General features: G+C 68.2%; 24 protein-coding genes. 18 read left to right on the top strand and 6 right to left on the bottom strand.

Going from position 1 to position 25,778, the window contains the following annotated elements:
- Position 1 precedes the first annotated feature (1 nt).
- Positions 2 to 1,078, top strand: coding sequence for an FUSC family protein (locus ACLP4W_RS22330; RefSeq protein WP_442389598.1), 1,077 nt, complete (start codon positions 2 to 4; stop codon positions 1,076 to 1,078).
- A 15-nt stretch (positions 1,079 to 1,093) separates the two neighbouring features.
- Here the strand turns inward: ACLP4W_RS22330 and ACLP4W_RS22325 are convergent, their stop codons facing one another.
- The gene (locus ACLP4W_RS22325; protein ID WP_442389597.1) at positions 1,094 to 1,483 is read right to left on the bottom strand and encodes an MmcQ/YjbR family DNA-binding protein; all 390 of its coding nucleotides are present in this window, start codon (positions 1,481 to 1,483) and stop codon (positions 1,094 to 1,096) included.
- A gap of 74 nt (positions 1,484 to 1,557) precedes the next feature.
- On the opposite strand from ACLP4W_RS22325, the gene ACLP4W_RS22320 reads away from it, so the two are divergent.
- Positions 1,558 to 2,478: a transglutaminase family protein gene (locus ACLP4W_RS22320; protein ID WP_442389596.1), complete on the top strand. Its 921-nt coding sequence runs from the start codon at positions 1,558 to 1,560 to the stop codon at positions 2,476 to 2,478.
- On the top strand, positions 2,471 to 3,508 hold the full coding sequence (locus ACLP4W_RS22315) for a zinc-binding metallopeptidase family protein (RefSeq protein WP_442389595.1): 1,038 nt from the start codon (positions 2,471 to 2,473) through the stop codon (positions 3,506 to 3,508). The genes ACLP4W_RS22320 and ACLP4W_RS22315 overlap by 8 nt, the downstream gene beginning before the upstream one ends.
- Here the strand turns inward: ACLP4W_RS22315 and ACLP4W_RS22310 are convergent.
- The 3 genes from ACLP4W_RS22310 to ACLP4W_RS22300 form a co-directional block, all read right to left on the bottom strand.
- Positions 3,505 to 6,174 carry a circularly permuted type 2 ATP-grasp protein gene (locus ACLP4W_RS22310; protein ID WP_442389594.1) on the bottom strand — a complete coding sequence of 890 codons (2,670 nt, stop codon included), beginning with the start codon at positions 6,172 to 6,174 and terminating at the stop codon, positions 3,505 to 3,507. The two genes, ACLP4W_RS22315 and ACLP4W_RS22310, sit on opposite strands and share 4 nt — an antisense overlap.
- 23 nt (positions 6,175 to 6,197) lie before the next feature.
- Positions 6,198 to 9,524 (bottom strand): transglutaminase family protein, encoded by a 3,327-nt coding sequence (locus ACLP4W_RS22305; protein ID WP_442389593.1) that lies wholly within the window; start codon positions 9,522 to 9,524, stop codon positions 6,198 to 6,200.
- 93 nt (positions 9,525 to 9,617) lie between these two features.
- Positions 9,618 to 10,685, bottom strand: a complete 1,068-nt coding sequence (locus ACLP4W_RS22300; protein ID WP_442389592.1) for a hypothetical protein — start codon at positions 10,683 to 10,685, stop codon at positions 9,618 to 9,620.
- Between the two features lie 138 nt (positions 10,686 to 10,823).
- On the opposite strand from ACLP4W_RS22300, the gene ACLP4W_RS22295 reads away from it, so the two are divergent.
- The gene (locus ACLP4W_RS22295) at positions 10,824 to 12,185 is read left to right on the top strand and encodes a replication-associated recombination protein A (protein ID WP_442389591.1); all 1,362 of its coding nucleotides are present in this window, start codon (positions 10,824 to 10,826) and stop codon (positions 12,183 to 12,185) included.
- Complete coding sequence (locus ACLP4W_RS22290; RefSeq protein ID WP_442389590.1) at positions 12,182 to 12,517, top strand: hypothetical protein; 336 nt, start codon at positions 12,182 to 12,184, stop codon at positions 12,515 to 12,517. The genes ACLP4W_RS22295 and ACLP4W_RS22290 overlap by 4 nt, the downstream gene beginning before the upstream one ends.
- A 15-nt stretch (positions 12,518 to 12,532) precedes the next feature.
- Here ACLP4W_RS22290 and ACLP4W_RS22285 read toward each other — a convergent pair whose 3' ends face one another.
- The gene (locus ACLP4W_RS22285; RefSeq protein ID WP_442389589.1) at positions 12,533 to 13,156 is read right to left on the bottom strand and encodes a hypothetical protein; all 624 of its coding nucleotides are present in this window, start codon (positions 13,154 to 13,156) and stop codon (positions 12,533 to 12,535) included.
- A 180-nt stretch (positions 13,157 to 13,336) separates the two neighbouring features.
- On the opposite strand from ACLP4W_RS22285, the gene ACLP4W_RS22280 reads away from it, so the two are divergent.
- From ACLP4W_RS22280 to aroQ, 10 genes are all read left to right on the top strand, one after another.
- Positions 13,337 to 13,726 (top strand): secondary thiamine-phosphate synthase enzyme YjbQ, encoded by a 390-nt coding sequence (locus ACLP4W_RS22280; RefSeq protein ID WP_442389610.1) that lies wholly within the window; start codon positions 13,337 to 13,339, stop codon positions 13,724 to 13,726.
- Between the two features lie 97 nt (positions 13,727 to 13,823).
- Positions 13,824 to 16,517: an alanine--tRNA ligase gene (gene alaS, locus ACLP4W_RS22275; protein WP_442389588.1), complete on the top strand. Its 2,694-nt coding sequence runs from the start codon at positions 13,824 to 13,826 to the stop codon at positions 16,515 to 16,517.
- Complete coding sequence (gene ruvX, locus ACLP4W_RS22270) at positions 16,518 to 17,036, top strand: Holliday junction resolvase RuvX (protein ID WP_442389587.1); 519 nt, start codon at positions 16,518 to 16,520, stop codon at positions 17,034 to 17,036.
- Positions 17,029 to 18,273 carry an endolytic transglycosylase MltG gene (locus ACLP4W_RS22265; RefSeq protein WP_442389586.1) on the top strand — a complete coding sequence of 415 codons (1,245 nt, stop codon included), beginning with the start codon at positions 17,029 to 17,031 and terminating at the stop codon, positions 18,271 to 18,273. The genes ruvX and ACLP4W_RS22265 overlap by 8 nt, the downstream gene beginning before the upstream one ends.
- Positions 18,251 to 19,090 carry a shikimate dehydrogenase gene (locus tag ACLP4W_RS22260; RefSeq protein WP_442389585.1) on the top strand — a complete coding sequence of 280 codons (840 nt, stop codon included), beginning with the start codon at positions 18,251 to 18,253 and terminating at the stop codon, positions 19,088 to 19,090. The genes ACLP4W_RS22265 and ACLP4W_RS22260 overlap by 23 nt, the downstream gene beginning before the upstream one ends.
- 11 nt (positions 19,091 to 19,101) lie before the next feature.
- A complete protein-coding gene (locus ACLP4W_RS22255) occupies positions 19,102 to 19,530 on the top strand; it encodes a prepilin peptidase (RefSeq protein ID WP_442389584.1) in 429 nt (142 codons plus the stop codon).
- A gap of 36 nt (positions 19,531 to 19,566) precedes the next feature.
- Positions 19,567 to 20,772: a chorismate synthase gene (gene aroC, locus ACLP4W_RS22250; protein ID WP_442389583.1), complete on the top strand. Its 1,206-nt coding sequence runs from the start codon at positions 19,567 to 19,569 to the stop codon at positions 20,770 to 20,772.
- Positions 20,772 to 21,302 (top strand): shikimate kinase, encoded by a 531-nt coding sequence (locus ACLP4W_RS22245; protein WP_442389582.1) that lies wholly within the window; start codon positions 20,772 to 20,774, stop codon positions 21,300 to 21,302. The genes aroC and ACLP4W_RS22245 overlap by 1 nt, the downstream gene beginning before the upstream one ends.
- The gene (gene aroB / locus ACLP4W_RS22240; protein ID WP_442389581.1) at positions 21,299 to 22,387 is read left to right on the top strand and encodes a 3-dehydroquinate synthase; all 1,089 of its coding nucleotides are present in this window, start codon (positions 21,299 to 21,301) and stop codon (positions 22,385 to 22,387) included. The genes ACLP4W_RS22245 and aroB overlap by 4 nt, the downstream gene beginning before the upstream one ends.
- Positions 22,384 to 22,824, top strand: a complete 441-nt coding sequence (gene aroQ / locus ACLP4W_RS22235) for a type II 3-dehydroquinate dehydratase (RefSeq protein WP_442389580.1) — start codon at positions 22,384 to 22,386, stop codon at positions 22,822 to 22,824. Before aroB ends, aroQ begins: the two co-directional genes overlap by 4 nt.
- A 3-nt stretch (positions 22,825 to 22,827) precedes the next feature.
- On the opposite strand, the gene ACLP4W_RS22230 is transcribed toward aroQ, so the two are convergent.
- Positions 22,828 to 23,541 carry a B-4DMT family transporter gene (locus ACLP4W_RS22230; RefSeq protein ID WP_442389579.1) on the bottom strand — a complete coding sequence of 238 codons (714 nt, stop codon included), beginning with the start codon at positions 23,539 to 23,541 and terminating at the stop codon, positions 22,828 to 22,830.
- 33 nt (positions 23,542 to 23,574) lie between these two features.
- Between ACLP4W_RS22230 and ACLP4W_RS22225 the strand changes: the two genes are divergently transcribed.
- From ACLP4W_RS22225 to ACLP4W_RS22215, 3 genes are read left to right on the top strand one after another with little or no spacing between them, the layout of a single operon-like run.
- Positions 23,575 to 24,705, top strand: coding sequence for a M24 family metallopeptidase (locus ACLP4W_RS22225; protein WP_442389578.1), 1,131 nt, complete (start codon positions 23,575 to 23,577; stop codon positions 24,703 to 24,705).
- A gap of 58 nt (positions 24,706 to 24,763) precedes the next feature.
- On the top strand, positions 24,764 to 24,916 hold the full coding sequence (locus ACLP4W_RS22220; protein WP_442389577.1) for a hypothetical protein: 153 nt from the start codon (positions 24,764 to 24,766) through the stop codon (positions 24,914 to 24,916).
- A 17-nt stretch (positions 24,917 to 24,933) separates the two neighbouring features.
- On the top strand, positions 24,934 to 25,692 hold the full coding sequence (locus tag ACLP4W_RS22215; RefSeq protein ID WP_442389576.1) for a GGDEF domain-containing protein: 759 nt from the start codon (positions 24,934 to 24,936) through the stop codon (positions 25,690 to 25,692).
- Positions 25,693 to 25,778 lie beyond the last annotated feature (86 nt).

Below are 25,778 nucleotides of genomic sequence, written 5' to 3'. Positions count from 1 at the left end.
TATGAGCACTTCGCGGCGGACGGCGCCATCCCGGGCGTACGCCGCCGCGCTTGCGGCTTCAAAAGGGGCGGTTAAACGGTTACGGGGCCGGTCGTCCAACCTGGTGCAGACCTCGGTCGCCGCGGGCCTGGCCTGGTACCTCGCCCACAACGTGCTCGGTCATCCCCAGCCGTTCTTCGCGCCGATCGCCGCAGCGGTGTGCCTGTCGATCAGCAACGTGTTACGCGCGCAACGCGCCATCCAGATGATGATCGGTGTGACGCTGGGGATCGGGATCGGCACCGCGGTGCAGGGGTTGATCGGGCCCGGGGCCGTCCCCATCGCCGTCGCCACCCTGATCGCGCTTTCGATTGCGGTGTTGATCGGGCAGGGCTTCATCGGGCAAGGGATGATGTTCGCCAACCAGACCGTCGTGTCATCGATCCTGGTGCTGGCGCTGTACCGCAGCGGCGTCGGGTGGGAATGCATCTACGACGCCCTCATCGGCGGTTGCCTGGCCATCGTGTTCGCCGTCTTGCTGTTCCCGGCTGACCCGCTGAAGGTGCTGCGCAGGGCGCGCGTCGGGGTGCTGGGAGTCCTGCAACGTGTCCTGTCGCGCACCTCGGAAATCGCCGCCGGACGTCGAGTGCCCCCGCCCGACTGGCCGCTGTCGGCCGTCGATCGGGTGCACGAGCAGCTGGGCGGACTCATCCAGGCCCGCGCCACCGCCCGTCAGGCGGTGCGGATTTCGCCGCGCCGATGGGGGATGCGCGACTCCGTGGCGGCCGCCGATCACCAGGCCGTGCACGTGGCCCTGCTCGCCGGCTCGGTGCTGGAACTGGCTCGTGCCGTCGCACCCGTCGTCGACGGCCGCAGCCACCGGCTTCCGCAGCCCGTGCAGGCCGTGCTGATCGACCTCGCGGCGGCGACGGCCCTCGCCGACTCGGATCCCGCCGGGGCGTCCGCATACACCGCCGCCGCGCGGCGCCACGCTTCGATGCTGGAATCGGACGCCCGCGAGAGAACCGAGGTGGTGCTGGCCGACGTCGCCCGGGCCTGCGTCGACGACCTGCAACGGGTGATCGAACTGCGCCAATGAATGGCTCCGCTGGGCTCACAGCGATTCGGCCAGGAACTCCTGGACGAGTTTTTTCGGCGCCTGCGTCAGCCAGGCCTCGGTGATCAGCTCCTCGAGGTCGCGAGCTTCGATCTCGGCCAGTTTGACCAGCACCGCCGGGTAGCCGTCGAAATGTGGGGTGGTGAAATAGACCCTCGGCTCGTCTGCGATCAGCGCGAGCTTGACGCCCTCGTCGGACACCCGGACACCGAGGATGTCGCCGTCGGGCGGCTCCACCCCACTTCGCGTCAGTGCTTCGCGGTCCGACGGACGCAGTGGCCGCTCCCATGCCAGCATTTTCTTGCCGACCCGCCAATCGTGCGGTGACGACTCCGAGGTGAGCGCCAGCTCACCAACGATACGGGCGACGTCGTTCCACGTGGCCACGTCTCAATTGTGCGCCGGATCGGCCGGTTTGTGGTGAGATCAGCCCGTCGGGTCCGGACACGAGGAGGTGGCTCTTGTCGGAAGCTGATGCCCGCCGCCATCGTGTCACTCACCGCACCGAGTACCGCTACTCCGACATTGTGACCAGCTCTTATGGTCGCGGTTTCCTCACGCCCCGGGACTCGCAGCGGCAGCGCTGTATCGCGCACCGGCTGATCGTCGAGCCGACCCCCAGCGACAGCTCCACCAGCCGCGACAGCTACGGCAACATCAGCTCCTATTTCCACGTCACCGAGCCGCACCAGGCCCTGACGGTCACCAGCGACTCCATCGTCGACGTGTATCCGCCGCCGCCCGGGCGGTATGCCAGCGGGCCCGCGGTGCAGCCGTGGGAGGCTGCGCGCCCGGCCGGACGCCCGGGAGCGCTCGCGACCGAATTCACCCTGGATTTGAATCCACCGGAGATCACCGACGAGGTCCGCGAATACGCGGCCCCCAGCTTCGCGCCGGGACGTCGGTTGGTCGACGTGCTGCGCGACCTGGCGTCGCGGATTTTCACCGACTTCACCTACCGCTCGGGGTCGACGACGATTTCCACCGGAGTAAGTGAGGTTCTGGCGGCCCGGGAGGGGGTATGTCAAGACTTTGCAAGGCTGGCGATCGCCTGCCTGCGAGCCAACGGTCTGGCGGCCAGCTACGTGTCGGGTTATCTGGCCACCAACCCGCCACCGGGAAAGGATCGAATGATCGGCATCGACGCCACCCATGCCTGGGCGGGAGTGTGGACTCCCCAGGAGCCCGGCCAGCTCGAGTGGCTGGGGCTCGATCCCACCAACGACCAGCTGGTCGACGAGCGCTACATCATCGTGGGGCGCGGCCGCGACTACGCCGACGTGCCGCCGCTGCGCGGCATCATCTACACCAACTCCGAGCGCAGCGTGATCGACGTCGCCGTCGACGTGGTGCCCTTCGAGGGTGATGTGCTGCATGCGTGATTTCCACTGCCCCAACTGCGGTCAGCGTCTGACGTTCGAGAACTCGGCGTGCCTGTCGTGCGGCAGCGCGCTGGGGTTTTCCCTCGACCAGATGGCCCTGCTGGTGATCGCCGAGGGCGACGGCGGCGAGCACGCCGGCGCGGTGGATGCCCACGACTATCAACTGTGCGCCAATCTGCATCTCGCGGAATGCAATTGGCTGGTCTCCAGGAATCAGCCCGGCGGACTGTGCGCGTCGTGCGCGCTGACTCTGGAACGGCCCAGCGATACCGACACCGAGGGCCTGGGCGCCTTCGCCCGCGCCGAGGCGGCCAAGCGCCGGTTGATAGCCGAGCTGAACGAGCTGAAGTTGCCGATCGTAGGGCGTGATCTGGACCCGGACTACGGGTTGGGATTCCGCCTGCTGTCCAGTGCGCACGAGAAGGTGCTCACCGGCCACGAGGACGGCGTGATCACACTGGATTTGGCCGAGGGCGACGACGTGCACCGCGAGCAGTTGCGGGTCGAAATGGACGAGCCGTACCGGACCTTGCTCGGGCACTTCCGGCACGAGGTCGGGCATTACTACTTCTACCGGCTGATCACCCCGTCAAGCGACTACCTGACCCGGTTCAACGAGCTGTTCGGCGATCCAGACACGGACTACCAGGAGGCACTCGACCGGCACTACCGCGACGGCGCGCCCGAGGGTTGGAAGGAACGCTTCGTGTCCTCGTATGCGACCATGCACGCCGCCGAGGACTGGGCCGAGACCTTCGCCCACTACCTGCACATCCGCGACGCCCTGGACACCTCGGCGTGGTGCGGGCTGGCATCGGCGTCGGCGACGTTTGACCGCCCGGTGTTGGGCCCCAGCGCCTTTGCCACCATCATCGAGATGTGGCTGCCGTTGTCGTGGTCGCTGAATATGGTGAACCGTTCGATGGGCCACGACGACCTCTATCCCTTCGTGCTGCCGGTGGCGGTGCTGGACAAGATGCAGTTCATCCACACCGTCATCGACGAGGTGACCGCCCCTGTAGCGGGTTAGGCGGGCATTACCCGCCGTTCGTCGGGGCCCCACAGCGGCTGCATGCCGCCGGGCAAGGCCAACTGCGTTGCGGTGATGGCCTCGGCCAGATCGCGCAGTTCGGCGTGTGTCGCGTCGAGCAGTTCCGCCAGCTGCGCGCGGCGCCCATCGGCGGAAACCTCTTCCAGCTCGTCGGGATGGGACCGGCGCAGCAGCGTATTGATCTCGTCCACCAACCGCTCCGGACGCGACGAGCCAGACGAGCCGGGCAGGTCCTTGAGGTCGGCCCGCAGCCGCTCCAGCTGGTACAGCAACGAACGCGGGTTCTTCGCGTCGAAGAGCATCAGCTCGGCCACGGCCGCGACGCTGACCTTGCCCACGGTCCGGCGCCGGTAGCTGACCGACGACTCGCACGCCACCAGCGTTGACTCGATGATCGTCTGCTCGGCGGCGGCGCCGCGGACGGTGGTCAGCGTGGCCCGCAGCAGCGCGGTCAGCCACAGGCCGCGTTCGATGCGTTTGCCGATGTCCATCATCGTCCAGCCCACGTCACGCACCATCGACTCGCCGGCCACGCCCGACAGCGTCAGCATGCCGGCCAACGTCTGCGCCTGGGCCGACGCGAGCAGGGCGTCGGCCTCGGCCAGCGAGTCCGGCGGTTCACGGCTGAGCGCGATCGCGCGCTCCACCCCGGCCAGCACCATCCAGGTGTCGTTGGACAATTGGTCGCGCACCGCCCTGGCGGCCAGTGCCAGCCCGTCCACCGACTCGACAAGGGATCCGGGCCGGTCCGGGTCCACGGTCATCGACCACAGCGTCGAGGGGGCGACGGCGATCATCTCGGCCGGATCATCGACGCCGTCGCTATCGGCTCCGGTGCCGGTCCCGGTGATTCGGCCCAGCGCGGCCATCAGCACGGGCACGCACTCGCTTTCTTCGGTGTCCTGATGGTGCCGGTAGACGTGGAAGCGGTCGCGGGCGACGATCAGCAACCGGGCCATGCCCTCCGCGCGCTCGCCGTAGCGTCCCATCCAGAACAGTTCGGACAGCACACGCGGCGAGCTGACCCCCCAGGTGCCCGCGGCGGTCTTCGCCGGCACCTCCACGGTCGGCTCCAACGACGGGAGCGTGATCGTCTCGGCTCGCGCACGCGCCGTCGGCCGCACCCAGACATCTTTTGCCGCAACGGTTTTCAGCGTGTACGCGGCGTGTCCGGGCGCCAGCACGTAACCGACGCCGCCGATCATCGGCGCGTAGCCGCTACGCTGGGCAACCGTGAACAACCGCATGCCGACTCCGGCCGACGACAGCACGCCGGCGTGGTCGGTGGGCGCCGACGAGAACTGGGGCAGCTCCTGGCCGACCCACTGCCACGGCATGCTCTCGATGCGGGCGGCCAATTCGGCCAGCTGCCCGGCCGAAAGCGTCGGCCCGACAAGGGTTTTCCCGCCGACGGTGGACTTGACCAACAGCGACGACAGGTTGGCCAGCAGATGCGAGCGTTCGCTGGCGTAGCCGCCCCAGTACACCGGCGCGGTATGCAGCAGCAGGGCTTCACCGAGTAAGCGCTCGGCCAGCTCGGGCAGGAAACGCAGCAGCCCGGGGCTTTCCAGGATGCCGCTGCCCAGCGTGTTGACGACGGTTACCGTCCCGCGGTGTTGCGCCTCCACCAAACCGACCACACCGAGCCGGGAACCGGCGCGCAGATCCAGTGGGTCCGTGTATTCCGCATCGACGCGGCGAAGAACCACGTCTACGCGCTTCAGCGTTCCCAGCGAGCGCATCCACAGCTTGCCCTCGCGCACCACCAGATCCGCGCTTTCCACCAGCGGGAAGCCCAGCAGGGTGGCCAGATAGGCCTGATCGAAGGCGGTCTCCGAGTAGATCCCCGGGCTGAGCACCACCACCACCGGGTCTTGGGCCACGTCGGGTGCCGCGTCGATCAGCGCCAGCCGCAGCGTCTGCGCGAACGGTGTCGTCGGTCGCGGCGCTATCCTTTCGTAAAGGTCTGGGATCGAGTGGGCGACAACGCGTCGGTCGGCCAGCGCGTAGCCGGCGCCCGAAGGCGCCTGCGTCCAGTCCGCGTTGACGTGAAAGCTGCCGTCCCGCAACCGGCTGAGGTCGCAGGCGTGCATGAAAAGCTGGTGGTGCCCGGGCACTTCGATGCCACTGGCGGCCCGCACGTACCCGGGGTGAGCGAACACCAGTTCCGGCGGAAGCAGGCCTTCGGTGAGCAGGCTGCGGGGCCCGTACAGATCCGCGAGCACCGCGTCGAGCAGACGCGACCGCTGCACCAGCCCGGCCTCCAGCCCTTCCCAGTCGGCCGCGGAAAGCACGATGGGCAGGGCGTCCAGGCTCCAGGGCCGGGGCTCCAGGCCGTGACCGCCGTCGCGGCCGGCATCGACCTCGGTGTAGGTGATGCCGTCGTTGTCGATCAGGCCGTCCACCACCGAGCGCAGCCGGTCCAGCCCGGCCCTGCCGCGCTGCGCGACGGCGTCGGCCAGCTCCGACCACGCCGGCCGCACGTTTCCATCGCGGTCGACGAATTCGTCGTAGCCGATTCCCGGGGCGTTCCGCAGATCGAAGAGTGATTGTTGGGCCCGCGCGGTCTGGTACCCGGCCAGCAGGCGGTCGGCGTCGTAGCGGCTGTTGGGAACGGCCGCCGCTTCACTCGTGCCGAGTGCCATCGCTGTGCCTTCTGGGGACGCCATTACTGCTGCACGGTACGCACGCGTCGCAGGTCGAGGATGCCTGGCGCGCCGATGTCGGTGAATATCCTGGCCTGTTTCTCCCGGATGTCAGACAGGTCGAGCTTGCCCGGGGTGAAGCCGGTGGCCTCGAAGCGGCGGGCGCGGCGCGATTCGGCCGCAACCGCGTTGACGGGCGGCTCCTCGTAGGCCATGCCGCCCGGGTGCGAGACGTGATAGGTGCAGCCGCCGCGCGACGTTGCGGTGGTGAGGTCGATCAGCTCGAACCGCAGCGGGACGTCGGTGGTGATGGTCGGGTGCAGCGCGCTGGGCGGCTGCCAGGCCCTGAACCGCACGCCACCCACATGGATGTCCGGGTTGTCGGTGGCCAGCAACGGCACCGGGTAGCCGTTGACCGTCACCACGTAGCGGGTGCGGTCGGCGCCGATGATGCGGATCTGGATGCGCTCGACCGACGAGTCGACGTAGCGGGCGGTGCCGGTCGCGGTGGCCTCCTCGCCGAGGGTGTTCCACGGTTCGATCGCCCCGCGCAGCTCGATCTCCACGCCGTCGAAGACCGCGGTGCCGATGCGCGGGAAGCGGAATTCGGTGAACGGGTCCAGCCAGCTGGTCTCGAAACCGATGCCGTGCGCGCGCAGGTCGGCGGCCACGTCGGCGATGTCGTGAATCAGGTAGTGCGGCAATAGGTATCGCCCGTGCAGGTTGGCGCCGTGGCGGATCAGCGGGGCGCGTAGCGGTTCGTCCCAGAACCACGCGACCAGTGAGCTCACCAGCAGCGACTGCACCATCGCCATGCGCAGATGCGGCGGCATCTCGAAGCCGCGCAGCTCCAGCAGGCCCAGCCTGCCCCGGGGGCTGTCGGGGCTGTAGAGCTTGTCGATGCAGAACTCGGCGCGATGGGTGTTGCCGGTGATGTCGGTGAGCAGGTGCCGCAGGGCGCGGTCGGTCACCCAGGGCTGTGGGGGCGCGACCTTGGAAGACGAAGCCAGCCGGGCGATCTCGGCGAACGCGATCTCGAGTTCGTACAGGGCCTCGGCGCGGCCCTCGTCCACCCGTGGCGCCTGCGACGTGGTGCCGACGAATCGCCCGGCGAACAGATAGGACAACGACGGGTGCCGCTGCCAGTAGGTCAGCAGCGAGACCAGCAGGTCGGGACGGCGCAGCAGCGGTGAGTCCGCGGGCGTGATGCCGCCCAGGGTGATGTGGTTGCCACCGCCGGTGCCGCCGTGACTGCCGTCGACGTCGAACGACTCCGTTGATAACCGAGCGAGCCGCGCCTGGTCGTACAGGGTCTCCAAGAGGTGCGTTTGTTCGGTGAAAGTGGCGGTGGGCGGCACGTTGACCTCGATGACACCCGGGTCCGGGGTGATCGTCAGCGACGTCAGCCTCGGGTCCGGCGGTGGGCCGTAGCCCTCGATGACGACCGGGTAGTCGGCTTTGGCCGACGCGGCCTCGACTCGGGCGATGAGGTCGATGAAGTGTTCGACCGCTTCGGTGGGCGGCATGAAGATGTACAGCAGCCCATCCCGAACCTCGGCGACCATCGCGGTCGGCGGCGCCTCGTCGGGGTCCTCGACCACGGCCTCGCCGGTAGCCGGCTCGGCCGGTAGGCCGTGATCCACGGACATGGGGTCGACGTCGAACGACGCGCGTGGCGGCTTCCAGCTGATCGAATCCAGCGGCAGGCGCAGACCCGCCGGGGAATCCCCTTCGAGCAGCACGACGCGGCCGCGGCGCAGCCGCCAGTTAGCGCTGGCCCAGCCGCGGTCGTCGTCGCGGCGGTGCAGCGGCAGCACGAATGCGGCCGGGGCCGTGGTGGATTCGTCGAGGCGCGCCAGCAGCGCGGCGCGACTAGGGGTGGCGTCGGGGCCGAGGTCGTCGCTCGGTTCCACCGGGTCGCCGTCGGGCATCCGCACCTTGGCCGCCAGCCGGGACAGCGGGTCCTCGTAGGCCGGCCGCACTTGCGAGAGCGGCAGCCCGAAACTGTCGGCAACCCCGGCGAGCACCTGGTAGGCGGCCTCGTCATCGACCGGGGCCGGCCGGTTGATCCAGGGGTCGGCCAGCAGCGTGTCGTCGGTCCACAGCGCTCGCCCGTCGGTACGCCAGTAGAGCGCAATCTGCCAGCGCGGCAACGGTTCTCCCGGATACCATCTGCCTTGCCCGCGCTGGATCAGCCCCTGCGGGGCCCACAACGCCTTCAGGCGGGCGGCCAGATCGGATGCCCGCTGCCGCTTGTGCGGGCCGTCGGCGGCCGTCGTCCACTCCTCGTCGACCTGGTTGTCTGCCGACACGAATGTCGGCTCGCCGCCGACGGTCAGCCGGACGTCGGCGGCGGCCAGTCGCTCGTCGAGGCGCCGGCCGACGTCGCAGATCGTGCGCCACGCCTCGTCGGTGTAGGGCAGCGTGACGCGCGGGTCTTCGTGGACGCGGGTGACGGTGTTGGAGAACTCCAGCTCCGATTCGCAGGGTTCGGTGCCGCCGCTGATGGGTGCCGCGGTCGCCGGGTGCGGCGTGGCCGCCAGCGGGATGTGGCCCTCGCCGGCGAACAGCCCGGACGTCGGGTCCAGCCCGATCCAGCCCGCGCCGGGGATGTACACCTCGGCCCATGCGTGCAGGTCGGTGAAGTCGGCGGCCGGTCCCGACGGCCCGTCGAGCGCCTCGACGTCGGATGCCAGCTGTACCAGGTAGCCCGACACGAACCGGGCGGCCAGCCCCAACTGGCGCATGATCGACACCAGCAGCCACGCCGAGTCCCGGCATGAGCCGACGCCGGTGCGCAGCGTGTAATCCGGTGTCTGGACGCCGGGCTCCATCCGCACGCTGTAAGCGACGTCGGCGCTGACCGCGCGGTTGAGTGCGACCAGGAAGTCGATGGTGCGGGTGCCGTCCGGCACCGAAAAGTTGTGCAACCACGCCTGCACGAGCTCGCCGGGGCCCGATCCTTCGGCGTCTTCGTCGACGGGCCGCAGGTATGGCCTGAGGTCGTCGGTGAGCTCCTTGGGGTAGGTCATCCCGGCCGAAAGCCAGGTCTCCGCCCAGTCCTCGATGAAGAAATCGAACGGATTGATCACCTTCAGGTCGGCAATGAGCCCGACGGTGATGGTCAGTTGGCGCATGGGATTCGGAAACACCAGCCGGGCAAGGAAGTTGCCCACCACATCCTGTTGCCAGTTGATGAAGTGGTCGCCGGGCTCGATGCGCAGGGAATAGGCCTCGATGGGTGTGCGGCAGTGCGGCGCCGGGCGCAGCCGCACGATGTGCGGATACACCCGAACCAGGCGGTCAAAGGTGTAGCTGGTGCGGTGCTCCAGTGCAACTTTGATGCTCATCCGCTGATCTCATCACAAGCGCCACAAGCCCGCAGCGCACCGAGTCAGACAAGGGCCGGCGCGTGAAAAAGCTTTGAAAAAATCAGGTAAAAACTAGGCCGGCTGCGGCCCCGGCGGAATGCCGGGTGGGGGTCCCGGTGGGTAGCCCGGCTGCAGCAGCGGGACGACCTGGCCACCGGAGAGCTTGCGGTAGGCGTAGGTCAGGATGAGTGCGGCAACGGGTGCCCCGACGAGCAGGCCCACCCCGCAGACCAGTGCGCCGACGAGGACCGCCGCCGCCTCTACCAGCCAGGCCAGTAACGAGTTGCCGAAGTTCGATGAGACGGTCGAGAAGCTGGACTTCAGCCCGTCGATGGCCGATTGCGAGCGGTCGATGACGAACGGGATCGTGAACTGGGCGAAGATGGCCACGATGAGGCCGGGAATGAAGCACACGACCGAGGCGAGCCCGGTCAGGATGCCGACTATCACCGCGGCGAGGATCACCTTGCCGAGGTTGCGTGGCCTGAAGAATGAGCCGATGGTCACCTGCCGTCCGTCGGCTATGTCGAGACATCCGGACAGGAACGCGGCCTGGGCGAATATTCCTACCGCGTAAGCGAGTACGTAGCCAACGATCATGATGGCCAACCCGCCGGCACTGATGTTCGTGGTGGTGCTGCTGAAGCCGTCGGAGTCTGTGCTGGCCGTGGTGGTCGAACCCATGCCACCGCCCACCGCGGCCACACCGTAGGCGAGGCCCATCAGCACCCCGTAGAGCAGGACGGCAACGACCAGGGGTACGGCGTTCTGGGTGAACTTGTTCCAGGCCCAGCTGAAGGCCTCACCCACGCTGAAAGGCTGGCCCGGCTGGCCACCCGGGGCGACTCCGTAACCGGGCTGCGGCGGGTAGCCGGCCGGGGGTGCGCCATAGCCAGCGGGGGGACCGGGCGGCGGGGGAGGTAGGGCGCCGTAACCGAACGGGCCGCCGGGGGGCGGTCCGGGGGGTGGTCCGGGAGGACCAGGAGGGGGGTAGCCGCCGGGCGGTGGGCCGTAACCCGGGGGCGGGGGAGGCGGCGGGGGCGGTGCGCCATAACCAGGCGGTGGTGGGTAGCCCGGAGGGTTCTGGTTTCCCCGATGGGGGTCGGCCGGGGTGCCTGGATACTCGGGGGGCTGGCTCATGTCCGTCCTAGCTGTCGAATTGACTCTGTGGGCACGCGCACGGAACTTGGCAAATCGGAACTTAGCAAATATGTGGCCTGAGCGCGTGGATTGTTAGCGGCTGGATCCGGCCGACGCACCTTGTCGCTCGAACGTGGTATGCCTAAAGCCGTGTCCGACGGTCTATTTGACCTCCCCGGCGCACCGCAGACAACCAACCACGACCTGGGCGTGTCGGGCGGTGCACCGCTGGCGGTCCGGATGCGTCCGGCATCGCTGGACGAGGTGGTCGGGCAGGACCACCTGCTGGCACCCGGATCGCCGCTGCGCCGCCTGGTCGAGGGCTCGGGCGTGGCGTCGGTCATCCTCTACGGCCCGCCGGGGAGTGGTAAGACGACGCTGGCTGCGCTTATCTCACAGGCGACCGGTCGCCGGTTCGAGGCGCTGTCGGCGCTGTCGGCCGGTGTCAAGGACGTTCGGGCCGTCATAGATAACGCCCGAAACGCACTCCTCAGGGGCGAGCAGACGGTGCTGTTCATCGACGAAGTGCACCGCTTCTCCAAGACCCAGCAGGACGCCCTGCTGTCCGCCGTGGAGAACCGGGTGGTGTTGCTGGTGGCGGCTAGCACAGAAAATCCCTCTTTCTCTGTCGTGGCGCCGCTGCTGTCGCGATCGTTGATCCTGCAGCTGCGGCCGCTGGCGTCCGACGACGTCCGCACCGTGCTGCAGCGTGCGATCGACGATCCCCGCGGCCTGGGCGGGCGGGTCGGCGTGCAGCCCGAAGCCGTAGACCTGCTGGTGCGATTGGCGGCCGGCGACGCCCGGCGCGCGCTGACCGCGTTGGAAGTCGCAGCCGAGGCTGCCCAGTCGGCCGGCGAGGTGGTCACCGTCGAAACCGTCGAGCAGTCCCTGGACAAGGCCGCGGTGCGCTACGACCGCGACGGCGACCAGCACTACGACGTGATCAGCGCGTTCATCAAGTCGGTGCGCGGCTCCGACGTCGACGCCGCGCTGCACTACCTGGCCCGCATGCTCGTCGCCGGGGAGGATCCACGGTTCATCGCCCGTCGCCTGATGATCCTGGCCAGCGAGGACATCGGCATGGCCGACCCGACGGCGCTGCAGACCGCGGTCGCCGCCGCCCAAACCGTGCAGCTGATCGGGATGCCCGAGGCCCAGCTGACGCTGGCGCACGCCACCATCCACCTGGCCACCGCGCCGAAGTCGAACGCGGTCACCACCGCGCTGGCGGCCGCGATGGACGACATCAGGGCGGGCAAGGCCGGCCTGGTGCCGGCCCATTTGCGCGACGGGCACTACTCCGGTGCGGCGGCGTTGGGCAACGCGCAGGGCTACAAGTATTCGCACGACGACCCCGATGGCGTTGTCGCCCAACAATATCCGCCGGACGAGCTGGCGGACGTGGACTACTATCGGCCCACCGGTCGCGGCGGTGAACGTGAGATGGCCGGCCGGCTGGACCGGCTGCGGGCAATCATCCGCAGGAAGGGACGGACATGAAAACCTTCACCGACGAGGAGATGGGCCGGCTGCTGCCCAGCGCCAGGCCCTACAGCGTCGTGATCCTCAGGAAGGGCCCGAAGTTCGGTGACGAGACGACGCCGGGCATCGTCTGGGAGCACGGTCGGCGCAACTTCGGGCTGCGCGACGACGGTGTGCTTGCGGTGGTCCTGCCGGTAACCGACGGTTCCGACGTCTGCGGCATCGGCGTGTTCGCGGCGACGGTCGACGACACCACCGCGATCATGGGTGACGACCCCGGGGTGGCGGCGGGGGTCTTCAGCTACGAGGTGCACGCCTGCCGCGGATTTCCCGGGGACGCGCTGCCCTAAGCCGGGAACCGGGGCTCAGACCAGTTCGGGCACTCTCAAGTGGGCGATCGCCAGCTCGAACTCGGCCACGTCGACAACCTCGGCGCCCAGGTCCCGGACCCGCCTGCTGCGCAGCTCGGTGGCGCGGTCGCGGTTTCGGGCCATCGCGTCCATGCTGTCGAACGTCGAGCAGGACACCGCCCGCCGGCATGCCGGGTGGTCGACCATCAGGCTGGCGCTGCAGAACCCGTCGAGGTTCTCCAATTCCGGAAGCACCGAAACGCGGTAGAAGTCCAGGGATCGGCTGAGCTGGTCCGGCACCACCTTGAGCCAGGTGGCCCGCACGCACGCCCCTTCGCGCGAGTGGTGGTCGCGGTGCAGCAACGCGATGTCCCATTCTTCGACCTCCGCGCTGCCGTCGAACATCAACGCGGCGCGGTCGCGGATGGGCGCCACCCGCTGGGCGCCGGCCCGCATCGCTTCCATGGTCTGCCAGGCGCTGGTGGCGATGCATCTGCCGGACTGGCGGTCGACCAACAGCGACACCCCGACATACCCGTTCATCTCCTGCAGGGCGGGCATGACGACATCGCGGACGTGCGCAATTCCGATGTCGACCGACAGGGGTTGCGCCTGGATGGTGGTAGAGCGTGCGTACACGGTTGACCCCTCGTGTGTCGGGACAGCGCCCCGGTGGCGCCACCGGTCCCACCAGATACCTTCCTCCTACCGGCAACCGCCCGCAATGACTTTTGCGGGTGTGGCCGCGCTCACAAACGAATGGCCGGTCTTGGGCAGTCGCGGTCACCGCGCCGTAGGCTTGACCGGGTGCATACGGATCTGTTGGAGGTGAACACCGCCCATCACCGCATCGTTGACCTCACCGATGCGGTCCGCAGGTTCTGCTTCAGCTGCGGCGACGGCCTGTGCAACGTGTTCGTCCCGCACGCGACGGCCGGGGTGGCGATCATCGAAACGGGTGCCGGCTCCGACGACGACCTGGTCGACACGCTGGAACGGCTGCTGCCGCGAGACGACCGCTACCGGCACGCGCACGGCTCGTCGGGCCACGGCGCCGACCACGTGTTGCCGGCCATCGTCTCGCCGTCGGTGACGGTGCCGGTCGCCAGTGGCGACCCCCAGCTGGGCACCTGGCAAAGCATCGTGCTGGTCGACCTCAACCGGGACAACCCCCGGCGGTCGGTGCGGTTGAGCTTTTTGCAGGGTTAGCCCCCGGCAACGGACGGCACCCATAGCCCGGCTAATAGGCTGGGAATAGACGTCACAGGAAGTCGAAGGAAGCCGAAGGAAAAGGACGAAGCGGAGAGTGCAGACACACGAGATCAGGAAGAGATTCCTCGATCATTTCGTGAAGGCGGGCCACACCGAGGTGCCGAGCGCGTCGGTGATCCTCGACGACCCCAACCTGCTGTTCGTCAACGCCGGCATGGTCCAGTTCGTGCCGTACTTCCTCGGGCAGCGCACGCCGCCCTACCAGACCGCCACCAGCATCCAAAAATGCATCCGCACGCCCGATATCGACGAGGTGGGCATCACCACCCGGCACAACACGTTCTTTCAGATGGCCGGCAACTTTTCGTTCGGCGACTACTTCAAGCGCGGCGCCATCGAACTGGCCTGGTCTCTGCTGACCAACAGCATCGCCGACGGGGGATACGCACTGGACCCGGAAAGGCTCTGGGCCACAGTTTATTTCGATGACGACGAGGCGTTCAAGCTGTGGCAGGAGATCGCCGGGCTGCCGCCCGAGCGGATCCAGCGCCGCGGCATGGAAGACAACTTCTGGTCGATGGGCATTCCGGGCCCATGCGGTCCCTCATCGGAGATCTACTACGACCGCGGCGAAGAATTCGGCGTGAGCGGCGGCCCGATAGCCAACGAGGACCGCTATGTCGAGCTGTGGAACCTGGTGTTCATGCAAAGCGAACGCGGCGAAGGCGCCACCAAGACCGATTTCGAGATCCTCGGGCCGTTGCCGCGCAAGAACATCGACACCGGCATGGGCGTCGAGCGGGTTGCGTTCGTGTTGCAGGGCGTCCACAACGTCTACGAAACCGACCTGCTGAGGCCGGTCATAGACAAAGTGGCCGCTGTCGCCCCGCGTCCCTATGACGTCGGCAACCACGAGGACGACGTGCGCTACCGGATCATCGCCGACCACAGTCGCACCGCGGCGATCCTGATCGGTGACGGCGTCAGTCCCGGCAACGACGGACGCGGCTACGTGCTGCGCCGGCTGCTGCGCCGGGTGATCCGCTCGGCCAAGCTACTGGGCATCGAGGACCCGATCGTCGGCGACCTGATGGCCACCGTGCGGGACGCGATGGGTCCGTCGTATCCCGAACTCGTCGCCGATTTCGACCGGATCAGGCGCATCGCCGTCGCCGAGGAGACCGCGTTCAACCGCACACTGGCGTCGGGCTCGAAACTGTTCGAAGAGGTCGCCGGCGCCACCAAAGCGGCGGGTGCCGCAGTGGTTTCGGGTTCGGACGCCTTCACCCTGCACGACACCTACGGGTTCCCGATCGAGCTCACGTTCGAGATGGCCGCCGAGGCCGGCCTGCAGGTCGACGAAATCGGCTTCCGCGAACTGATGGCCGAACAACGCAGGCGGGCCAAGGCCGATGCCGCCGCGCGCAAACACGCGCATGCGGACCTGTCCGCGTACCGTGAGCTGGTCGACGCCGGACCCACCGAATTCACCGGGTTCGACGAGTTAGCCTCCGAGGCAAGAATTTTAGGCATCTTCGTCGACGGCAAACGGGTTCCGGTGGTAGCACACGGTACCGAAGGGGCCGACCGGGTCGAACTCGTGCTGGACCGCACTCCGCTCTACGCCGAGTCGGGCGGGCAGATCGCCGACGAGGGCACCATCAGCGGAACCGGGGCCGGCGAGAGCGCCCGCGCGGCCGTCACCGATGTCCAGAAGATTGCCAAAACCCTTTGGGTGCACCGGGTTAACGTCGAGTCCGGGGAATTCGTCGAGGGCGACACCGTCATCGCGGCGGTGGACCCGGGCTGGCGCCGGGGCGCCACCCAGGGGCACTCGGGCACTCACATGGTGCACGCCGCGCTGCGACAAGTGCTGGGGCCCAACGCCGTCCAGGCGGGATCGCTGAACCGGCCGGGCTACTTGCGCTTCGACTTCAACTGGCAGGGCGCGCTATCCGAAGAGCAGCGCACCCAAATCGAAGAGGTGACCAACCAAGCCGTGCAAGCCGACTTCGAGGTGCACACGTTCACCGAGCAACTGGAGAAGGCCAAGGCGATGGGAGCGATGGCGCTCTTCGGCGAGGCCTATCCCGACGAGGTGCGGGTCGTGGAGATCGGCGGACCATTTTCGCTGGAGCTTTGCGGTGGAACGCACGTGCACAACTCGGCGCAGATCGGTCCGGTGACGATCCTGGGCGAATCATCGATCGGCTCCGGGATCCGCCGGGTGGAGGCCTACGTCGGGCTGGACTCCTTCCGCCACCTGGCCAAGGAGCGTGCGCTGATGGCCGGGCTGGCGTCGTCGCTGAAAGTGCCGTCCGAAGAGGTGCCGGCCCGGGTGGCCAACCTGGTGGACCGGCTCAAGGCCGCCGAGAAAGAACTCGAACGGGCCCGGCTGGCGAGCGCGCGCGCCGCGGCGACCAATGCCGCGACCGGGGCGGAGCGGATCGGTAACGTCCGTGTGGTGGCGCAGCGGATGTCGGGTGGGATGACGGCAGCCGACCTGCGATCCCTGGTCGGCGACATCCGGGGCAAGCTGGGCAGCGATCCCGCGGTGGTGGCGCTGATCGCAGAGGGTGAGGGCCACACCGTGCCGTATGTGGTCACCGTCAATGCGGCCGCCCAAGATCTCGGGCTCCGCGCCAACGACCTGATCAAACAGCTCGCCATGGCCGTTGACGGCCGCGGCGGCGGCAAGGCCGACCTGGCGCAGGGCTCAGGAAAGGATCCGACCGGAATCGACGCGGCGCTCGATGCCGTACGCGCCGTGATAGCGCGGGTCGGTTGAGTGGATTCCGCACAGCACCGCCTGCCCGACCGGCCCGGCGACCCTAACCAGGACCCCGGCCCGGGACGACGGCTTGGCGTCGACGTGGGAAGTGTGCGCATCGGCGTGGCCGCCAGCGACCCCGACGGCATCCTGGCCACCCCGGTGGAGACGGTGCGCCGCGACCGTTCCGGCAAGCACGTGCGCCGGCTGGCCGAGCTGGTTGCCGAGCTGCAGGCGGTTGAGGTGATAGTTGGCCTGCCGCGGACCCTGGCCGACCGCATCGGCCCTTCCGCGGTCGACGCGATGGAGCTGGCCAGCAAACTAGCCGAAGTGCTGGCACATCGAATCCCCCCCACACCGGTGCGGCTCGCCGACGAGCGGCTTACCACCGTCAGCGCCGAGCGGTCACTACGCGCGGCGGGTGTCCGCGCCAAGGAGCAGCGGGCGGTGATCGACCAGGCGGCCGCCGTCGCGATCCTGCAGAGCTGGCTCGATCAACGCCGCGCTGCCGCGACGCGAGGAGTCACCAATGGTTGACAGCGCGCGGCGGCAACGGGCCGAGCCCGAGGCGGTCGGTCCGCCCTGTCGCAGGATGAGCCGCGTCGCCCGCAATCGGGCCGAACGCGGGCGGCGCCGTAGGCGCTTCGCGGGCAGGATCGCGCTCGGGTTGATCGTCGTGGTGGTGGTTGCAGCCGTCTTCGTCGGCACCAAGCTGTGGCACACGGTGTTCGGCTCCGGTGACGACTACACCGGTAGCGGTAAGCGCGACATCGTGATCCACGTACAGGACGGTGACTCGACCACCGCGGTCGGGGAGACGCTACAAAACCAGGGCGTGGTGGCCACGGTCCGGGCGTTCGTCAACGCGTCGCACGGCAACAGCGCGATTTCGTCGATTCAGCCGGGCTACTACCGGATGCGCACCGAGATCCCGGCGGTTAACGCCGTCGCGCGGCTGGCGGATCCGGACAACCGGGTGGGCAAGCTGGTGATCCCGGAAGGCCGTCAGCTCGACGACACCACCGATATGAAGACCAATGTCGCGAATCCTGGCATCTTCTCGCTGATTTCCCGCGCCACCTGCGTCGAGCTCGACGGAAACCGGCGTTGTGTGTCGACCGCCGACCTGCGTGCTGCGGCGACCAACAGCACTCCCGCAGCGTTGGCGGTGCCGCCGTGGGCCGCTGAGCCGGTCTCCGAGCTAGGCAAAGACCATCGCCGGATCGAGGGCCTCATCGCACCGGGGACATTCAATGTGGATCCCGCGGCCCCGGCCGAAAGCATCCTCGCCAGCATGATCAGCGCGGGCGCCGTGGAGTACATGAAGTCCGGTTTGGTGGACTCTGCCCAGACCATGAACCTGTCTCCCTACGACATCCTGGTGGTGGCGTCGCTGGTGCAGCAGGAAGCCAATTCGCAGGACTTCTCGAAGGTGGCGCAGGTGATCTACAACCGGCTGCACGATCACCACACGCTGGAATTCGACTCGACCGTGAACTATCCGCTGGACCGCCGCGAGGTGGCCACCAGCGACGCCGACCGCGCTCAACGGACGCCGTGGAATACCTATGTGTCCCAAGGACTGCCGGCCACGGCGATCTGTTCGCCGGGCGTCGACGCGCTGCGCGCCGCGGAGCATCCCCAGCCGGGTGACTGGCTGTACTTCGTCACCATCGATGCCCAGGGGACGACGTTGTTCACCAAGGATTATCAGCAGCATTTGGCCAATATCGAGCTGGCTAAGCGCAACGGTGTCCTCGACAGCGCGCGCTAGAAAGGCGCCCCGAAAAGCCGGGGTGCTCGGCTCGCCGATCGCGCACTCGCGGTCCCCGCAACTGCACCTTGCCGCCTACCGCGCGCTGGGCCTGCACGACTGGACCTATGAGCGCATCGAGTGCGGCGCCGAGGAGCTGCCGGGCCTGGTCGCCGGGTTCGGGCCCGAGTGGGTCGGCGTGTCGGTGACCAAGCCGGGCAAGTTCGCCGCGTTGCGGTTCGCCGACGAGCACACCGGACGCGCCGGCCTGGTCGGATCGGCCAACACCCTGGTCCGCGCCGCGGCCGGCTGGCGGGCCGACAACACCGACATCGACGGCGTGGCGGGCGCGCTGGGGTCGCTGACCGGGTCGGTATCTGGATGGGCGCTGGTGTGTGGATCGGGCGGCACGGCGCCGGCGGCCGTCGTGGGGCTGGCCGAACTCGGCGTCACCGGCATCACCGTCGTGGCACGCAATCAGGAGAAGGCGACCCGGCTGGTGGACCTCGGCGAGCGGATCGGCATGGCGACGCGGTTCTGCGGTCTGGACAGCGGGGAGCTTGCCGAGCAGGTAGCAGCCGCGGAGGTGCTGGTCAGCACCATCCCGGCGGACGTCGCCGCGCGGTATGCCGGCACGTTCGCCGCGATCCCGGTGTTGCTGGATGCCGTCTACGATCCGTGGCCCACGCCGCTGGCCGCCGCGGTGGTCGCCGCGGGCGGTCGGGTGATCGGCGGCTTGCAGATGCTGCTGCACCAGGCGTTTGCGCAGGTCGAGCAGTTCACCGGGCTGCCCGCGCCGCGCGAGGCGATGGCTTGCGCCCTGGAGGATCTGCGTTAGCGTCTTGCCCCATGCGGGCCTGTGCGGCCGCCCTGGTGCTCGGCTGGCTGGCGGTGTTGAGCTGTTATGACATCCGGGAACGCCGGCTACCGAATGTGCTGACGCTGCCCGGGGCCGGCGTGATTCTGCTGGCCGCCGGCTGGGCCGGCCGCGGGCTGCCCGCGTTGGCCGGGGCGGCGGCGTTGGCCGGGATCTATGTGCTGGTGCACCTGGTGGCGCCGGCGGCGATGGGAGCCGGCGACGTCAAGCTGGCGATCGGTCTGGGCGGGTTGGCCGGCTGTTTCGGCGTCGGGGTGTGGTTTCTGGCGGCGCTGGCCGCGCCGCTGCTGACGGCGCTGTGGGGTGTCGGTGGGATGTTGCGTGGGGTGCGTACGGTGCCGCACGGTCCGTCGATGTGCCTGGCCACCGCCGGCGCGGCGGGGTTGGCCCTGCTGGGTTGAGCATGTGGTCGGTTGAGCCCGTGGGAGAATTGTCGGGTGTTGCGCTGGATCACCGCCGGGGAGTCGCATGGCCGCGCGTTGGTGGCCGTGCTCGAAGGCATGGTCGCCGGCGTGGAGGTCAGCTCCGCCGAAATCTCCGAACAGTTGGCCCGCCGCCGGCTGGGCTACGGCCGCGGCGCCCGGATGGCGTTCGAGCGCGACGCGGTGACCGTGCTTTCCGGAATACGCCACGGCATCACGCTGGGCGGCCCCATCGCCGTCGAGATCGGCAACACCGAATGGCCGAAGTGGGAAACCGTGATGGCCGCCGACCCGGTCGACCCATCGGAATTGGCAGATATCGCGCGCAACGCCCCGCTCACCCGGCCGCGGCCCGGCCATGCCGACTACGCGGGCATGCTCAAGTACGGTTTCGACGACGCGCGGCCGGTGCTGGAGCGGGCCAGCGCCCGTGAGACCGCCGCCCGCGTCGCGGCGGGAACGATCGCGCGGTCGTTTCTGCGGCAGGCGCTGGGTGTCGAGGTGCTCTCACACGTCATCGCGATCGGCCCGTCGGCGCCCTACGACGGCCCGCCGCCGCGCCCCGAGGACCTGCCCGCGATCGACGCCAGCCCGGTTCGCGCGTTCGACAAGGCGGCCGAGCAAGCGATGATCACCGAGATCGAGGCGGCCAAAAAAGACGGCGACACCCTCGGTGGCGTGGTGGAGGTGGTGGCGCTGGGCCTGCCGGTCGGGCTGGGATCGTTCACCAGCGGTGACAACCGGCTGGACAGCCAGCTGGCCGGCGCCGTCATGGGCATCCAGGCGATCAAGGGCGTCGAGATCGGCGACGGTTTCGAGACCGCGCGCCGCCGCGGCAGCCGCGCCCACGACGAGATGTACCCCGGGCCTGACGGCGTCGTCCGCTCGACCAACCGCGCGGGCGGGCTGGAGGGCGGCATGACCAACGGTCAGCCGCTGCGCGTGCGCGCCGCGATGAAGCCCATTTCCACCGTGCCGCGGGCGCTGGCCACCGTGGATATGGCGACCGGCGACGAGGCGGTCGCCATTCACCAGCGCTCGGACGTGTGCGCGGTGCCGGCCGCCGGGGTCGTGGTCGAGACCATGGTGGCGCTGGTGCTGGCCCGCGCGGCGCTGGAGAAGTTCGGCGGCGATTCGCTGACCGAAACCCGCCGCAACGTCGAGGCGTATCAGCGTGCGGTCGCCGACCGGGAATCGCCGGCCGCGCGGGGTACCGCGTGATGGCACCCAAGGCGGTACTCGTGGGATTGCCGGGCTCCGGCAAGTCCACCATTGGGCGGCGGCTGTCCAAGGCGCTCGGGGTCAGCTTGCTCGACACCGACGTCGCGATCGAACAGCGGACCGGGCGCGGCATCGCCGACATCTTCGCCACCGACGGGGAACAGGAGTTCCGGCGCATCGAGGAGGAAGTGGTCCGCGCGGCGTTGGCCGACCATGACGGCGTTGTGTCGCTCGGCGGTGGCGCCGTCACCAGCCCAGGGGTGCGCGAGGCGCTCGCCGGCCATACCGTCGTCTACCTGGAGATCAGCGCCACCGAAGGCGTGCGGCGCACCGGCGGCAACACCGTGCGGCCGCTGCTGGCCGGGCCCGATCGCGCCGAAAAGTACCGCGCGCTGATGGCCAAACGGATTCCGCTGTACCGGCGCGTCGCGACCATCAGGGTCGACACCAACCGCCGCAATCCCGGGGCGGTGGTCAGACAAATCGTGTCGCGGCTGCAGGAAAACCAAGCCGCCGGGGCCGCCACATGACCGACGGCACCGCACCGGTCACCGTGTCGGTGGCCGTCGACCCGCCGTATCCGGTGATCATCGGCGCCGGGTTGCTGAACGAGCTGGAGGAACTGCTGTCCGGCCGGCACCGCGTCGCGATCCTGCATCAACCGGTACTGGCGGAGACGGCCGAGGAGATCCGGAGCCACCTGGCCGACAAGGGTGTCGACGCGCACCGCATCGAAATCCCGGACGCCGAGGCCGGCAAGGACCTGCCGGTCGTGGGATTCATCTGGGAAGTGTTGGGCCGCATCGGCATCGGCCGCAAAGATGCCTTGGTCAGCCTCGGCGGCGGCGCGGCCACCGACGTCGCAGGCTTCGCGGCGGCCACCTGGCTGCGCGGCGTCTCGATCGTGCACGTGCCCACCACGCTGCTCGGCATGGTCGACGCGGCGGTCGGCGGCAAGACCGGTATCAACACCGAGGCGGGCAAGAACCTGGTCGGTGCTTTTCACCAGCCGCTCGCCGTGCTGGTCGACCTGGCGACGCTGAAGACGTTGCCGCACAACGAAATCGTCTCCGGGATGGCCGAAGTGGTCAAGGCGGGATTCATCGCCGACCCGGTGATCCTCGACCTCATCGAGGCCGACCCGCAGGCCGCGCTGGACCCGGGGGGTGTCGTGCTGCTTGAGCTGATCCGGCGCGCGATTGCCGTCAAGGCCGAGGTCGTCGCCGCCGACGAGAAGGAGTCGGAGCTGCGCGAAATCCTGAATTACGGCCACACTTTGGGCCATGCGATCGAGCGCCGGGAGCGCTACCAGTGGCGGCACGGCGCCGCGGTGTCGGTGGGCCTGGTGTTCGCCGCGGAGCTGGCCAGGCTTGCCGGGCGACTCGACGACGCCACCGCGCAGCGGCACCGCACCATCCTGGCGGCGCTTGGCCTGCCGGTCAGCTACGAACCCGATGCGTTGCCGCAGTTGCTGGACTTCATGGCCGGGGACAAGAAAACCCGGGCCGGTGTGCTTCGGTTCGTGGTCCTCGACGGACTGGCCAAGCCCGGCCGGTTGACGGGACCGGACCCGTCGCTGCTGGCGGCCGCCTACGCGGGGCTGGAAGCCTCATGACGGTCACGGTCAATGTCATCAACGGCCCGAACCTGGCCCGGCTGGGCCGGCGCGAGCCCGACGTGTACGGGGACACGACGCATGACCAACTGGCGGCGCTGGTCGAGCGCGAAGCCGCCGCGCTCGGACTCAAAGCTGTTGTGCGGCAAAGCGATAACGAAGCCCAACTGCTGGACTGGATCCATCTGGCCGCCGATGCGTCAGAACCGGTGATCCTCAACGCCGGCGGCCTCACCCACACATCGGTGGCGCTGCGCGACGCGTGCGCGGAGCTGAGCGCACCCCTGATCGAGGTGCATATCTCCAATGTGCATGCCCGCGAAGAGTTTCGGCGGCACTCCTACATCAGCCCGGTCGCGACCGGCGTGATCGTCGGGCTGGGAATCCAGGGATACCTGCTCGCCCTGCGCTATCTGGCCGAGGCCGGTACGGACTAACGGCTAACCCTTGTCCGGCTCGGCGTGCTTCGGGTTGACGTCCGTAGGGATCACTTCGGTTTTCGCGTCGTCGGCCGCCGTGGGAATCGTTTCGGTAGGCCTTCCCCATGGGCCGGTCGGAATCTTTTCGGTGGGCGCTTCGCGTTCAGCCGTAGCGATCGCGGCGGTCTGCTCCTCGCGCTCGGCCGCGGCCGTCTGTGCGGGCAGCTCGCCGGTCGACGCGTCATCGGCGCGGACCGCGGAGAAGACGTCGGTGTCGACCCGTTCCTCGTCCGGCCCGCCCTGAGGGCGGGGCGGGGGATTGCGGTCGACCCGCCAGCGGCCGATCGTCACACCGATGATCCCGGGCAGGAAAACCATCAGCGCGGTGAAGGCCGCGAACGTCGTCACCTCGTTGATCAGGCCCCCGGTGTAGAGCCCCTTGTACACCAGCGCGATGAGCCAGGAGACCGCGCCACTGACGATTCCTGCCACCAGGCCGGCCAGCAGCCAAACCATCGCCAGATCCTGGCGGCGATCCGGATCCGGATTGGCCCTGGCGTCGGCCCGGCCGTCCATCACCCCCCATATGGCAACGCCGATCACGAACAGGAGCAGCAGCACAATGCTGATCAGCCCGGCCTGCGTCTGCCACGCGTTGATCAGCGCCCCCTGAACCAAACGGACGACGACCATCACCGCGGCGAACACCAGTCCGCGCAGCAACCAGTTCCTCATGGGTGCTCAGCGTAGCGAGTACCGTCAAGGGTCGTGACACATTCCCAGCGTCGAGACAACCTGAAAGCGCAGATCGGTGCCAGCGGCCTGGACGCGATGCTGGTCACGGACCTGAACAACGTGCGATACCTGTCGGGATTCACCGGGTCCAACGGCGCGTTGCTGGTGTTCGCCGACGATCATGACCCCGTGCTGGCCACCGATGGCCGATACCGCACCCAGGCGGCCGAGCAGGCACCCGGGCTCGAGGTCGCGATCGAGCGGGCCCTGGGGCGTCACCTGGTGGGTCGGGCCGCCAGCGCCGGCGTGGGCAAGCTGGGCTTCGAAAGCAACGTGGTCACCGTCGACGGCTTCGACGCGCTCACCAGTGAGCTCGACGAGAAAAAGGGGACCACCGAGCTGGTGCGCGCCGCCGGGACCGTCGAGGCACTGCGTGAAGTCAAAGACGCCGGCGAGGTGGCGCTGCTGCGCCTGGCCTGCGAGGCGGCCGACGCCGCGCTGACGGACTTGGTGGAGCGCGGCGGCCTGCGGCCCGGCCGAACCGAACGCGAGGTGAGCCGCGAGCTGGAGGCCCTGATGTTCGACCATGGGGCCGACGCGGTGTCGTTCGAGACGATCGTGGCCGCCGGGCCGAATTCGGCTATTCCGCACCACCGCCCGACCGACGCGGTGCTGGCGCAGGGCGATTTCGTCAAGATCGACTTCGGCGCACTGGTCGCCGGCTACCACTCCGACATGACCCGCACGTTCGTGCTGGGCAGGGCCGCCGACTGGCAGCTGGAGATCTATCAGCTGGTCGCCGAAGCGCAGCGGGCCGGCCGGGAGGCGTTGCGGGCCGGGGCCGGCCTGCGCGACGTGGACGCCGCGGCCCGCCGGCTGATCGTCGACGCCGGCTACGGCGAACAGTTCAGCCACGGTCTGGGGCATGGCGTGGGCCTGCAGATCCACGAAGCGCCGGGAATCGGCGCCACATCCGCCGGTACGCTGCAAGCGGGCTCGGTGGTGACCGTGGAGCCCGGCGTCTATTTACCCGGCCGCGGCGGTGTCCGCATCGAGGACACCCTGGTCGTGGCCTCTGAGACAACACCGGAGACGCCAAAAGGTTCCGGGCATACCCCGGAACTGTTGACCCGGTTCCCCAAAGAACTGGCCGTTCTGACTTAGCAAGCGCTGCGCGCCTTGGGGGCCGTTGGCCTTCATTCCTCGTCAGGAGTCGCGCGTCATGCAAGATCTGACTGCTCTGCACACACTGGTCTTCAACTCACTGGACGATCAGATCGCCTTGATTGACCAAGCGGGCACCATTGTTGATGTCAATTCCGCATGGACAAACTTCGGTGTCGAAACGGGATTTCGTCCGACTTCGCTTCCGTAGGCAATAACTATCTCAAAGTGCTGTCTACCTCTGTCACTAGAGGCGATAGCCTCGCCGGGGAAGCAGCAAATGGCATTCTGGATGTGGTGAACGGTCAGCGTGCTTCCTTCTACTTTGAATATCCCTGCCACAGTCCGGATGAGAAACGCTGGTTTATGATGCATGCTACCCGCACGAATGACGATTCAAGGCGCTTGTTTGTAATCTCCCATCGCAATATCACGCAGCGCAAATTGGCCGAAGAACGGGCCGAACACCTGGCCATGCACGACCCAATTACCGGCTTGCCCAATCGACGCTATTTCAACCAGTTTTTGCACCGCGAAATTCGAAGGAGTATCCGCGGCCGATCGGCAATCAGTCTTATTGAGTTTGATATCGATCACTTCAAGGACTACAACGACGAATGTGGGCATCTTGCCGGGGACCAATGCCTGGCAGACGTTGGCCAGGTTCTGCTGACGTTTTCCCGCAGACCCAACGACCTTCCAGCACGCCTTGGCGGCGACGAGTTCGCTTTGCTCTTGGGAGACACCGACTTCGCGGAATCGCAGAGGTCTGCAGAAGCGATCCTGCAATCAATCAACGATCTCAGGATCGTTTATGGCGAATCAAAACAGGTAACCGTCAGCGTAGGCGTGGCGTCTGTGATCCCACGCCAGCTGCAGGATGAAGAATTCCTGTTTAAGGAAGCGGACAAAGCGCTGTACGACGCGAAGCTGGCGGGACGAAATCGGGTAGTTGCACGCAGAATCTTCGCCGACAAGCAAGCCTGACGGACGCGGTCGCGGAGTTCGCGCGCGGACATTGGCGCCTTTGCCGATCACACGACCTTGGCGGCGTACCACTGGATCTGGGCGCG

This window comes from Mycobacterium sp., assembly GCF_052145595.1.
In the GTDB taxonomy this organism is placed as follows: domain Bacteria; phylum Actinomycetota; class Actinomycetes; order Mycobacteriales; family Mycobacteriaceae; genus Mycobacterium.
The sequence above is the reverse complement of the archived record's forward strand: the minus strand, read 5'-3'. Positions and strand labels throughout refer to the sequence as shown.